11 protein-coding genes, 1 tRNA gene and 1 riboswitch are annotated in these 10,670 nt (G+C 68.8%); all 12 genes read right to left on the bottom strand.

All coding sequences use genetic code 11. From position 1 onward, the window contains the following. Nucleotides 1–83 precede the first annotated feature (83 nt). On the bottom strand, nucleotides 84–584 hold the full coding sequence (locus A5728_RS05925) for an isochorismatase family protein (protein ID WP_064846160.1): 501 nt from the start codon (nucleotides 582–584) through the stop codon (nucleotides 84–86). Between the two features lie 355 nt (nucleotides 585–939). Beyond that, a tRNA-Ala gene (locus A5728_RS05920) sits at nucleotides 940–1,012 on the bottom strand. A gap of 159 nt (nucleotides 1,013–1,171) precedes the next feature. After that, a complete protein-coding gene (gene rsfS, locus A5728_RS05915) occupies nucleotides 1,172–1,582 on the bottom strand; it encodes a ribosome silencing factor (RefSeq protein WP_064846159.1) in 411 nt (136 codons plus the stop codon). Nucleotides 1,583–1,614: 32 nt separating this feature from the next. Further along, nucleotides 1,615–2,577: a hypothetical protein gene (locus A5728_RS05910; protein WP_064846158.1), complete on the bottom strand. Its 963-nt coding sequence runs from the start codon at nucleotides 2,575–2,577 to the stop codon at nucleotides 1,615–1,617. After that, a complete protein-coding gene (gene nadD / locus A5728_RS05905) occupies nucleotides 2,574–3,260 on the bottom strand; it encodes a nicotinate-nucleotide adenylyltransferase (RefSeq protein ID WP_082943274.1) in 687 nt (228 codons plus the stop codon). Before nadD ends, A5728_RS05910 begins: the two co-directional genes overlap by 4 nt. Nucleotides 3,261–3,364: 104 nt before the next feature. Next, nucleotides 3,365–3,622 (bottom strand): hypothetical protein, encoded by a 258-nt coding sequence (locus A5728_RS05900; RefSeq protein ID WP_064846156.1) that lies wholly within the window; start codon nucleotides 3,620–3,622, stop codon nucleotides 3,365–3,367. A 79-nt stretch (nucleotides 3,623–3,701) separates the two neighbouring features. After that, complete coding sequence (locus A5728_RS05895; protein ID WP_064846155.1) at nucleotides 3,702–5,009, bottom strand: glutamate-5-semialdehyde dehydrogenase; 1,308 nt, start codon at nucleotides 5,007–5,009, stop codon at nucleotides 3,702–3,704. 68 nt (nucleotides 5,010–5,077) lie between these two features. Beyond that, nucleotides 5,078–6,301, bottom strand: coding sequence for a glutamate 5-kinase (proB, locus tag A5728_RS05890; RefSeq protein WP_064846164.1), 1,224 nt, complete (start codon nucleotides 6,299–6,301; stop codon nucleotides 5,078–5,080). Nucleotides 6,302–6,350: 49 nt separating this feature from the next. After that, nucleotides 6,351–7,952 carry a GTPase ObgE gene (gene obgE / locus A5728_RS05885; protein ID WP_035962175.1) on the bottom strand — a complete coding sequence of 534 codons (1,602 nt, stop codon included), beginning with the start codon at nucleotides 7,950–7,952 and terminating at the stop codon, nucleotides 6,351–6,353. Between the two features lie 151 nt (nucleotides 7,953–8,103). Beyond that, nucleotides 8,104–8,358 (bottom strand): 50S ribosomal protein L27, encoded by a 255-nt coding sequence (gene rpmA, locus A5728_RS05880; protein WP_035962177.1) that lies wholly within the window; start codon nucleotides 8,356–8,358, stop codon nucleotides 8,104–8,106. 46 nt (nucleotides 8,359–8,404) lie between these two features. Next, nucleotides 8,405–8,716, bottom strand: a complete 312-nt coding sequence (rplU, locus tag A5728_RS05875) for a 50S ribosomal protein L21 (RefSeq protein ID WP_064846154.1) — start codon at nucleotides 8,714–8,716, stop codon at nucleotides 8,405–8,407. Nucleotides 8,717–8,953: 237 nt separating this feature from the next. Beyond that, a complete protein-coding gene (locus tag A5728_RS05870; RefSeq protein ID WP_064846153.1) occupies nucleotides 8,954–10,507 on the bottom strand; it encodes a bifunctional hydroxymethylpyrimidine kinase/phosphomethylpyrimidine kinase in 1,554 nt (517 codons plus the stop codon). Further along, nucleotides 10,495–10,590: riboswitch (TPP riboswitch) on the bottom strand. It overlaps the preceding gene by 13 nt. Between the last annotated feature and the right edge of the window lie 80 nt (nucleotides 10,591–10,670).

Raw genomic sequence — 10,670 nt, 5'->3', positions numbered from 1 at the left:
GGTCCACGGTGGACCCCACCCACCCTCGCTCCCATCACGCCGCGGCCCGTGAAACAGGCCGATGCGCCACGAGGCGCGTTCGTTCAGTCGCGCTCGGAATCCACTGGCTCACCCGTGCGCTCGACCTCCTGGGCCTTCTGGTGGGACTCCGCGAGCAGCTGGTAACCCTCGGCCACCGCCGAGAGTGCGGGGAACGCCATGCACACGGTGGTCAGCGTGCCCGCGATGATGAACTGCTTCTTCCCCGTGGCCTTGACCGCCTCCACGAAGTCCACGCAGTCCCATGCGTTGACCTCACCCTTGCGGGGCACGTACACGGTCTGCGGGGCATGTTCCTGGATCTCCGGGATGAGCGGGCCGTTGGGGCCCTGCGGGACGGAGGCGGTGGCGACCACGGGCATCCCCGTCCTACCGGTCACCTTGGCCAGGACGGTCGCATTGCGGCGCAGGTCCGAGACGCTCAGATCCCCAACGACCTGAAACAGGCCGCTCTGGTGGTCCACCAGCAGTAGAGCGACGTCCTCGGGATCGATCATCGGGAGGGAACCGTGGAAGGTGGGAAGGGCGGGGAAATCCGTCGACATGGTGTTCTCGTGTCGCATTCCGGGGACCCGACGATGGGCCACCCCCAGCGTAGAGAGGGGCATATCTTCTTGCCCATGATGTGACGACCGCCCGGACACAATTTCCCCGTGTAGAGCGTGAGAAAGGCCACGGAATACATCTGTGGTGCGATACGCACGCCCGGGACCCGGAATCATGTCCTTTCGGCACATATGTGTATCCGGCGTGCGGGGCGTCCACGCCACGGACGCGGAGGCCCCTCCTGGACCCTCGACCGACAACCACACCCGGCACGGCAAACCCACCCGGAAAGCGAAAAACCCGGACCCTCTTTCGAGGATCCGGGTTTCTCCGCCCGTGCGACAGGCCATTCGGTGGAGCTAAGGGGACTCGAACCCCTGACCCCCTGCATGCCATGCAGGTGCGCTACCAGCTGCGCCATAGCCCCGTACGACTCCGAAACCTTACCACGCTTCGGCCTGCCACGTTTACCCGGGATTCACTCCCGAACAACTTCGTGAGACCACCGCGTTTCCAGTTCCCCGGAACGACTCGACCATCCTAGACAGTTCGCGCGAACTCGCGCAAATTGCCCGGCGGCGCGAGCTCAGACCGCGCGGGGAGCGGCGTCGTCGTCGATGTCCGCGGAGCCAGCCGATGGCAACTGGACGTCGATCGCCGGGCAGTCGCCCCACAGCCGTTCGAGGGCGTAGAAGGCACGGTCCTCGTCGTGGAGCACGTGGATCACGGCGTCCCCGTAGTCCAGGAGCACCCAGCGGCCCTCCCCCTTGCCCTCACGGCGCAGGGGCCGGCGGTCGTGCTGCTCGATGAGCGCTTCCTCCACGGCGTCCACCACGGCGGAGACCAGACGTTCGTTGGACGCGGAGGTCACCATGAAGACGTCCGTGATGGCGAGGCTCTCGCTGACGTCGAACGCGACGACGTTCTCGGCCTTCTTCTGGTCCGCGGCGCGCGCGGCGCTGCGCACGAGGTCGATGGATTCGGTGGTTGCAGTCACTGAAGTGTGCTGTCCTTTCACATGGGTCGGTTTCACAGAACGAAGATCACGAAGGCCACCACGAGCGCCACGATCACGGCCACGAGTAGCGCGAGCACCACTCGGGTCGTGGACGTCCCGCGGGAATACGCCCCGGGTTCCAGCAGGGTCAGTCCCTCGGCGTCCACCGCGCGCACCGGTTCGGCGGGAGGAGCCACGGTCTCGGACCGCGTTTCGGGGGTCGACGACGCCGCTCCCGCCGCGGCCTCGTGCGTCCCCTCGGGTGTGCGGTCCCGGTGCGGGGCCTGGATCACGGGGATCCGGGAGGTCTCGGTGACCGGTCCGTAGCGCACGGGTGAGGCCGGGAGGGACGCGGGGTCCGCGAGACTCTTCCCCAGGCTCACCCCCGTCGCCTGGGTCATCAGGGCCGGCGGGAAGGTGATGGTGAAGTACTCCGGCTCCGGCTCGTCGTGCACGGGTTGCGGCGGGGTGACCGGCGCCTGGCCGATCCCGGGTGCGGCGGGAGCGTGACCCGACGACACGGTGTCCCCTGGCACGGAGCCCTCGGATGCCGGACGAGCCAGTGCCTCCCCGGCGGGGCTACTCGCTGCGGGTGTGTTCCCCGCGGCCGAGGATCCTGCGGGTCCGTTCCCCAAAGCGGTGGGCTCTTCAGCGGTGGCCCGCTCAGCGGCCTGCCGGTCCTGTTCATTGGCCGCCGCGGCGCGCATCGCGAGATCCGCGAGGCGACGCTGGGTGGCGAGCAGGGCGTCGTCGACCTCTCCCCCGCCCGTGCGCTCCGATTCCTGGATCTGCCGGGCGTGCTCGACCATCTCACGCTGCAGCCGCGCGAGTCGCCGGGGCCCCAAGGGCTTGACGGTACCCGTGTGCTGGGGGGTGTCCAACTCGATCACGGGAGCCGGCGGGGCCACCCACTCCTGCTGTCCCGTGGCCGGGTGGACGGCCCACGGGCATTCCTGGGGGTTCGCAGCTCGGTTCTTCTCGGGGGGTGTGCTCACGCGGTGCTCCTGTGACCCGGGGCGGGGACCCCGGGCGAATCCGTGGGGGCGGATGAGGGGGTACCGGCATCCTGTGCCACAGGGGTGCCGGAGGCGGTCTCCGGGTCCACATCGGGATCGGTGGAACCGCGGTAGAGGCCGTACTTGTTGATGTACTGCACGACCCCGTCCGGGACCAGGTACCACACGGGCTTGCCCGCCGCCACGCGGGCGCGGCAGTCCGTGGAGGAGATGGTCATGGCGGGGACGTTGAGCAGCGACACGCTCTCCGAGCCCACGGGCGCGGAGAGCACGTGGCCCGGGCGGGTCACACCCACGAACGTGGCCAAGGACCACAGCTCATCGGTGCCCTTCCACGTGAGGATCTCCGCCATGGCGTCCGCGCCGGTGATGAAGAACAGCTCGGCGTGGGGACGCAGGGTGCGCAGGTCCCGCAGGGTGTCGATCGTGTACGTGGGTCCGGAACGGTCGATGTCCACGCGGGACACCGTGAACCGCGGATTGGACGCCGTGGCCACAACGGTCATGAGGTAGCGGTGCTCGGCGTCGGAGACGTCCTGCCCGGCCTTCTGCCACGGTTCACCCGTGGGGACGAAGACGACCTCGTCCAGGTCGAAGACCGCGGCGACCTCCGACGCCGCCACGAGGTGCCCGTGGTGGATGGGGTCGAAGGTCCCGCCCATGACTCCCAGCCGGGTCACACCCGGCCTGCGCGGGGGGATGTCCAGTTCCGTCTCGGCCGCGGTCACTGACGCGCTGAGGGGATTCACTCGTGCCGATCTGTCGGTCAGTGGCGCGGGGTGTCGTGCACCCGGTCGAGCATGGCCTGCTCCTCCGCGGGCAGCTGCGCGGGGTCCTCGTACTCACCGACGGCCGGGGCCTTGCCGCGGGACGCGAAGGACATGGAGATGAAGAGCATGATCAGGAACAGGATGAACGCGACGATGCCGAAGACCGGCGCCATGGCGTGCAGCTCTTCGTTGATGGAGTGCCCCTCCTCGGCCGCCAGGACGGTGACGTTGGACAACAGGTAGAGCGAGCTCATGCGGTTCCCTTCTGTGGCCGGCGGCGCCGGTCGGTGAATGCGACGAACGTCCCGGGTGACGTCCGTTCCATGGTACGTCTCACGGACGCACGTGGCCGTCACCCTGGACGACCCACTTGGTGGTGGTCAGCTCCTCCAGCCCCATGGGACCGCGCGCGTGCATCTTCTGCGTGGAGATCCCGATCTCCGCACCCAGTCCCAACTGGCCGCCGTCCGTGAAGCGGGTGGACGCGTTGACCATGACCGCCGCGGAGTCGATCTCCGCGGTGAAACGTTCCGCGTTAGCCAGGTCGTTGGTCACGATCGCCTCGGTGTGGCCCGTGGAGTACGTGCGGATGTGCTCGATCGCCTCGTCGATGCCGTCCACGACCTTCACGGCCATGTCCATGTCCAGGTACTCGGTGGCCCAGTCCTCGTCCGTGGCCTGCAGGTGGTCAGATCCCGGGGGCAACAGTGCTGCGGCGCGGTCGTCCACGTGCAGGGTCACACCGGCCTTGTCGAGTGCGGCGAGCACCTCGCGGGATGTCTCCCGCGCCCCGCTGTGCAGCAGCAGGGTCTCGGCGGAGTTGCACGTGGAGGTGCGGTGCGTCTTGGAGTTCACGGTGAGCTTGGCGGCCATCTGCGCGGGCGCGGACTCGTCGATGAACACGTGCACGTTGCCCTCGCCCGTCTCGATGACCGGGACGGTCGCGTTGGTCACCACGGACTGGATGAGTCCACGGCCGCCGCGCGGGATGAGCACGTCCACCTTCCCGCGCGCACCCATGAGGGCGTTGGCGCCGTCGCGGCCGTAGTCGTCCACGGTCTGCACGCAGTCCACGGGCAGTTTGGCGTCCGCGAGGGCGTCCCGAAGGATGCCCACGAGCGCCCGGTTGGAGTCGAAGGCCGCCGAACCACCGCGCAGCATAACCGCGTTACCGGACTTTACGGCGATCCCGGCGATGTCCACGGTCACGTTCGGGCGGGCCTCGTAGATCACGCCCACCACTCCCATGGGCACGCGCACCTGGCGCATGCGCAGCCCGTTCGCGAGCGTCTGCCCGCGCACCACGGAGCCCACGGGATCGGGCAGGGCCGCGAGTTCCCGCAGCGCGTCTGCAAGACCCGTGATGCGGGTACGGTCCAGCTTGAGCCGGTCCAGCAGCGCGGTGGAGATCCCTGACTCGCGCCCGCGTTCCAGGTCCCGCGAATTGGCCTCGAGAACGGTGTCGGCGCGGGCCTCGATCCGATCGGCCATGAGGTTCAGCGCGCGGTCCTTCCACGCGCGCGGGGCGCGGGCGAGCGTGCGGGCGGCCACCCGGGCGTCGTCGGCCATCAGGCCGACCCCGGCCACGGGATCGTCCCCGAAGGTCTCCTGCGCGGTCAGTACGGACGTGTTCTCGGCCACTGTTCCTCCTGCGGATCGTGGTGCGGGCGCGCGGCGCCCACGGTTCAGTTTGGGGGTTGGACGTGCGGTCAGACGGTTCGTTTCAGTTTGGTCCTCGCCGAACGGGGCCGCATGGTCACGAGATTGTCCACGTGCACGAGCTCGCGGGCGTAGTCCTCACCGAACTCCTCCCCCAGTTCGTGCGTGCGTTTGCCGAGCATCCCGGGGACCTCGTCCGAGGCGTAGTTGATCAGCCCGTGGGCCACTTCCTTTCCCTGGGAATCCACCATGGCCACGGGATCGCCCGCGGTGAACTTCCCGGACACCTCGGTGACACCGGCCGCGAGCAGCGAGCGACGACCGCGAATGGCCTCCACCGCGCCGTCGTCCAGGGTTAGGGTGCCCTTGATGTCCGCGAGGTGCGCGAGCCACAGCAACCGCACGTTGCGCCGCCCGCCGGTCGTGGCGAACCACGTGCCCACGTCGTCGCCGGCCAGCGCACTCTCGATGTTCGCGGCGGAGGTCACGAGCGCTGGGATGCCAGACGACGCCGCGATGCGCGCCGCCTGCACCTTGGTCACCATCCCGCCCGAGCCCACGCCCGCGCGGCCGATCGTGCCGATCTCCACGCCTTCGAGATCCGTGATGGGATCCTCGACGGTGGGGATGCGCTCCCCGCCGTCCTTGGGTGGCCGGGTGTAGAGCGCGTCCACGTCCGAGAGCAGCAACAGCGCGTCCGCCTTGATCAGGTGCGCCACGAGCGCAGCGATGCGGTCGTTGTCGCCGAACTTGATCTCGTGGGTAGCCACGGCGTCGTTCTCGTTGACGATCGGCAGGATCCCCAGGTCCAGCAACCGTTCGATCTGGCGATGCGCGTTCTTGTACTGCGAGTGGCGCATGAGGTCCTCGGCCGTGAGCAGCACCTGACCCACCGTGACGTCGTAGCGCGTGAAGTAGTCGGTGTAGCGCGAGATCAACAGACCCTGTCCCACGGAGGCCGCGGCCTGTTTGGTGGCGAGGTCCTTGGGCCGGCGGGACAGTCCGAGCGGCTGCAGCCCCGCGGTGATCGCACCCGAGGAGACGAACACGACCTCCACGCCCTGCGCCTTGACCCGGCCGAGCGCGTCCACGATGCTGCGCAGCGCGTTCTCGTCGATCGAGTTCTCGATCGAGGTCAGGGACGAGGACCCCACCTTGACCACCACGCGCCGGGCCATGGGCAGGTCCGCGCGGCGGGTGATGGGAGAGCGGCGGTTCTTCCCCCGGCTCTCGGTGCTCAGCTGGATCGCGGACTTGGCCGCTTGCTGCTCCATGGCCGGGACGTCGATCGTCTCGGTGGGGGTCTTCTCCACGTGGGGCGTGTCACTCACTGTCGTGCGTCTCCTTCGGCTCGGAAGTACGGCGTCGATCTCGCGCGTCGTCCACGGACTCGGTCCAGATCCCGGCGCGGCGCTGCTCCTCGAGCTCCGCGCGGGCCTCGGCCTTGGCGTCCATGCGGTCGTAAAACTGTTCCCGCTTCTCGCGGCGCGTGGGCCGGGACGTGTCCTCGAGGCGCAGGTCGGAACCGCGCGGGCCGCCGAGCAGTTCGGCGCCGCCCACCATGGTGGGCTCCCAGTCGAAGACCACACCGTTGTCCTCGGGGCCGATCAGCACCGCGTTGCCCGGGCGGGCGCCGATGCGGAACAGTTCGTCCTCGATCCCGAGTTTCGCGAAGCGGTCCGCGAGGTATCCCACGGCCTCGTCGTTGTTGAAATCGGTCTGCTGCACCCACCGTTCGGGCTTCACGCCGCGCACGTGGTACAGCGGCTCCCCCGCCCGGTCCTCGCGGGTGATCTCGAACTCCTTGCGGTCCTTCCCTCGACGACGCCGCACGGGTTCCGGGCGCAGCACGGTCTCCGCGCGGCGCTGCTCCTCCCGCTGTTCTTCCTGCTCGCGGGCACGGGAGACGAGCTCGGCCATCGCGAAGCCCAGTTCCCGCAGTCCGGCGTGCGAGGCCGTGGAGATCTCGAAGACCGGGTAGCCGCGTTCCTCGAGTTCGGGGCGGATGAACTCGGCCAGTTCCCGCGCCTCGGGCACGTCCACCTTGTTCAGGGCCACGAGTCGGGGGCGCTCGGTCAGCGGGATCGTGGTGGGGTCGTCGTCGCGGATGGCCTCGGCGTAGTGGGACAGTTCCTGTTCGAGGGCGTCCAGGTCGCTCAGCGGATCCCGCCCGGGTTCGAGCGTGGCGCAGTCGATCACGTGCACGAGTGCGGCGCAGCGCTCCACGTGCCGCAGGAACTCGAGTCCCAACCCTTTGCCCTCCGAAGCACCCGGGATCAACCCCGGCACGTCCGCCACGGTGAAGCGGGTGTCACCCGCCTGGACCACACCCAGGTTGGGCACCAGGGTGGTGAACGGGTAGTCCGCGATCTTGGGGCGCGCGGCACTCATGGCCGCGATCAGGCTCGACTTGCCCGCGGAGGGGAAGCCCACCAGGGCGATGTCCGCGATGGACTTCAGTTCGAGCTCGACCTGGTGTTCCTCACCGGGCACACCGAGCAGAGCGAAGCCCGGGGCCTTGCGCTTAGGCGAGGACAGTGCGGCATTGCCCAGTCCGCCCTGGCCGCCACCGGCCAGCACGAACTCACTGCCCTCACCGAGCAGGTCCGCGAGCACGTTGCCCTGCCGGTCCTTGACCACGGTGCCGTCCGGGACGGACAGCACGAGGTCCTGGCCCTTGAAACCGTGGCGCATGTCCCCCTTGCCGGGCTCACCGTTGGGGGCCTTCTGGTGGGGTGCGTGGTGGAAACCCAACAGCGTGGTGGACTGACCGTCCACACGCAGGATCACCGAACCGCCGTCGCCGCCGTTGCCGCCGTCCGGGCCGCCCAGGGGCTTGAACTTCTCGCGCTTGACGGACACGCAGCCGTGGCCGCCGTTACCGCCCGTGGCGTGCACGATCACTCGATCTACAAAACTAGCCACGCGGCTCCTCGGTGGTAGGGGTCACCTGCTGCGAGCGGGTCGACCGGGGTCTTCTGAAAAGACTAGAGGGTGAGCGCGTGAAGCGCCCACCCTCTAGTGGTCGCCGCCACGGGGTCGTGGCGGCGGGTGGACCCAGGGGTCCGAATGAGAATTACTCGGCGGTCTGAATGTTGACCACGCGGCGACCGCGGCGGGTGCCGAATTCGACGGCGCCAGCAGCCAGGGCGAACAAGGTGTCGTCCTTGCCGCGGCCCACGTTCACGCCCGGGTGGAAGTGCGTGCCGCGCTGGCGGACGATGATCTCGCCAGCGTTAACGGACTGGCCGCCGAAGCGCTTCACACCCAAGTACTGGGCGTTGGAGTCACGGCCGTTGCGAGTGGAGCTCGCACCCTTCTTGTGTGCCATGGTGTGTGCCTACCTTCGTTGGAAACGTATGTGAGGAGCCGGATGCTCAGGCGTCGATGCCGGTGACCTTGACGGTGGTCAGTTCGGCGCGGAAGCCCTGACGCTTCTTGTAACCGGTCTTGTTCTTGTACTTCATGATCGAGATCTTGGGACCGCGCAGGTCCTCGACGATCTCGGCGGTGACCTTGACGTTGGCCAGGGTCTTGGAGTCGGAGGTGACCTTGTCCCCATCGACCAGCAGCAGCGCAGGAAGCTCTACGGTGCTGCCTGCCTCGCCGGCGACGCGGTCAAGGGTCACGAGGTCTCCGATGGAAACCTTCTCCTGGCGGCCGCCTGCGCGGACAATCGCGTACACCACTTGGGAACTCACTTCTCTCGACATCTATGGACTACGTGTGTGGGTCGGGCGTACTCCTGGAGGACTGCGAATGTCGAGACATCACGCCGCGGTGATCCGTGACCGACCGCATTCTCCGCGTGGCTATCGCATCGATTCAGGATGTTCGCCCGAGTGTGCCGCAACCTGGTGCGTGAACTGGATATGACACACACCGGCGCTCGGCACCGACACCCCAGCCTACCCGATCACCCGAAGTCATGCCAGTTGCGCCGCGGCGCGCCGCTCGCCCTCCGCCGACGTCGCCGGGGTCGTCTGCGCGAAGAAGGCCAGCTCGAGCGCGCACGCCCGGTGGAACGCGCGGCGCATGTGCTCCCGGGTGGCCGGGTCCGCGTGGGCGGCCTCCCGGTCCACGATCTCGCGCACCGACTCGGTCGCGGTCTGGAAGTCCGGATCGTCGTACGTGCTGAGCCAGTCGGCGAACGGGTGCTGCGGTCCCGCGACGCGGGCACGACGGGTGAGCTCCGCACCCACGTGGGCGTAGAGCCAGTAGCACGGCAGGATCGCGGCGGAGCCCACCGCGAAGCCGTCCTGACCCGTGCGCGCCAGCAGGAAGTCCGCGTAACTGCTCGTGACGTCACTCGGCGGCATGGGCTCCCGGTCCCCGAGCCGGGCGCGATGCAGCGCGGACTCGACCGAGACCACGGAGGCCGACGCCGCGGCGAAGTGTTCGCGCGAACGCTCGTCCGGGGCGGAGGCCGCGAGCAGGGCCAGCGCCCGGGAGTAGTACTGCAGATATTGCATGTCCTGGTCCAGGTACAGCTCGAACTCGCCTGGGTCCAGGGTGCCGTCCCCGAGGCCCCGGATGAACGCCAGGGCGGCAATGCGTTCACGCACCGGGGCGCTCTCCTCCCACAGTTCGTCGGTGAACCGGGGGCCCTCGGATTCCGCGGCGGCCGTCATCACGAACGCCGGATCCGTGACGAGGTGCTGGACGTGGTGCATGTGGTGCACGGGACCGTTGCCGTGACCCACGTGCAACTCGTCCGCGCCGCGCAGTGCACCGCGCAACCATGTGCGGGCCGTGCGGATCGCCTCGGGCCAGTCCCCGGTCCGCGCCACGACTGTGGCCACCGCGGAGGACAGCGAGCACCCGGTGCCGTGGGTGTTACGCGTGTGCACCCTGCGACCCTCGAACAACGCGGCGGGTTCGTCCTGACCGGGGAGCAACAGGGCGTCCGGGGTTGTGTCCCCGGCCAAGTGGCCACCTTTCACGAGGACCCGGGTATGGAACGCCGCCGCGACCGCGCGTCCCTGCTCGAGCGCCTCGTCCCAGGTCGCGGCCACGGGGCGCTCGGCCAGCACCGCGAGTTCCGGGAGGTTGGGGGTGATCAGATTCGCGTGGGGCAGCAGCTCCCGCAGGGCCCGTTCGGCGTCTGGACGCAGCAATCGCCCACCGGCCGTGGCGACCATGACGGGGTCGATCACGACCACGGGTGCGCGCCCCACCATGAGCCAGTCCCGGACCGTGTCGATGACCTCCACGGAGCCGAGCATCCCCACCTTGATCGCGTCCAGGGTGACGTCCCCGGCGACCGCGTCCAGCTGGTCCCGCAGGACCTGGACGGGTGGGGTGTGCACGCTCACGACGCCCCGGGTGTTCTGGGCGACCACTGCGGTGATCACACTCAGCCCGTACCCGCCCAGTGCGGCGATGGATTTCAGGTCCGCGGCGTGACCCGCCCCGCCCGTGGGATCGGTTCCGGCAATCGAGAGGACGCGGGGTATGGCGGTAGAAGGCGTGGTGTCCACGACAATCCCTTCGCTAGTACGAGCTAGATCAGGTTCGACGGGTGTGTTCTCAGCCGCAGTGCGCAGCACCCCGTGTGTGTGTCCCCGATCATGCCACAGGGGCACCCGGAATCCCGGGTGCCCCTGTGTTGCTCGCGTGGCGACGGATCCAGCCGCCGGTCAC

The organism is Kocuria sp. ICS0012, from assembly GCF_001665945.1.
In the GTDB taxonomy this organism is placed as follows: domain Bacteria; phylum Actinomycetota; class Actinomycetes; order Actinomycetales; family Micrococcaceae; genus Kocuria; species Kocuria marina.
Note: the sequence above shows the minus strand (reverse complement) of the source record. Positions and strands in the feature narration are given on the sequence as shown.